The following is a 1,512-nucleotide window of genomic DNA, read 5'->3' on the forward strand; positions in this document are numbered from 1 at the left end:
CCCCCCCCGCCGCGACCCCGCCGCCCCCGCCGCGACACCGCCGCCCCCGGACCGCCACGGCCCGGGGGCGGCGTCCGTCCGCCCACCCCCGGTGGCCGCACCGCGACGGCCCGCAGTCGCCGGTCCGCGGCCGGGCGGCCCCCGGGACAGGTCCGGTAAGGTCGCTTGCTGGCCCCACCAGCGGACGGAGCACGACGTGAGCACGGTGCAAGAGGAACGCAGGCCGCTCGCGCAGCGGCCTGGACAGCCCGATGCCCCGACGGCAACCCTGCGCCGCGCGCTCGCCGCGCCGCTCACGGCCCTGCGGACCGCCCCGCGCCGCCCGCTGACCGCCGCCACCGCGCTGGCCCTGCTCTCCTTGCTGGCCTACGCCACCGTGCGGCACTTCGTCGGCACCTCGATGGTCGACATGATCGTCTACCGCGCCGAGGGCGCCGCCGTGGCCGGCGGCCACGACCTGTACGCGCTGCGCGTCACCGAGTGGAGCCTGCCGGCCACCTACCCGCCGTTCGCAGCGATGCTCTTCGTCCCCACCACCTGGTTCGGCATCGGCTTCCTGCGGGTCGCCATCACCGCCGGGAACGTCGCCCTGCTCGCCGTGCTCGCCCACCTGTCCTTCAAGCTGGTCGGCTGGCCGCGCCGCGACCTGCGCCCCGTCGGCGTGGTCCTGATCGCCGGACTCGGCGTCTGGCTGGAACCGGTCTTCACCACGCTCCGCTACGGCCAGATCAACCTCGCCCTCGCCTGCCTGATCCTCTGGGACCTCACCCGCCCCGACGGCAGGCGCAGCAAGGGCGTCGCCATCGGCATCGCGGCCGGGATCAAGCTCACCCCCGGCCTGTTCGCCGTCTACCTGCTGATCACCGGGCGGGTCCGGGCCGCGTTCGTGGCCGGCGCCACCTTCCTGGCCACCTTCGCCCTCGGCGCCGCAGTCCTCCCCGACGCCACCTGGGGCTTCTGGACCAAGTACCTCTACGACTCCTCCCGGGTCGGCAAGACCGAGATCGTCGACAACCAGTCCGTCCGCGGCGCCGTGGCCCGGCTGCTGCACAGCGCCGACCCCGGCACCCTCGCCACCCTGGCGAGCGCCACCGTCGCCCTGGCCGGCCTCGCGGTCGCCGCCTGGGCGCACCGCAGCGCCCGCTGGACCCCGCGCGCCGACGCCTGGGGGGTGTGCTGCGCCGCGGTCACCGCCGTCCTGATCTCCCCGATCAGCTGGACCCACCACTGGGTCTGGTGCGTCCCGGTCCTCGTCCTGCTCGCCGCCGAGGCCGCCCACGAGCACTCCCGGCCGGCCGCCGGCCGCCGGCTGCGCTGGCGGCCGATCCTCGGCGCCACGCTGCTCGCGTTCCTGTCCTTCGGCATGTGGGTCGTCCCCCACAAGGGCGACCTCGACCTCCACCTGCCGCCGCTGCACCAGTTCCCCGCGGACGTCTACCCGATCGTCGGGATCTGCTTCCTCACCCTGGCCGCGCTCCGTGTCAGGGCCCGCCGCCGGGCCGCCGGAGCCCC

General features: G+C 75.9%; 1 protein-coding gene. It reads left to right on the top strand.

The window, feature by feature from the left end; genetic code table 11:
* Positions 1–196 precede the first annotated feature (196 nt).
* Positions 197–1,512 (top strand): glycosyltransferase 87 family protein (locus tag AA75_RS22710; RefSeq protein ID WP_033822031.1); only part of this gene is annotated, 1,316 nt, incomplete at its 3' end.

The organism is Kitasatospora sp. MBT63, from assembly GCF_000710465.2.
GTDB lineage: Bacteria > Actinomycetota > Actinomycetes > Streptomycetales > Streptomycetaceae > Kitasatospora.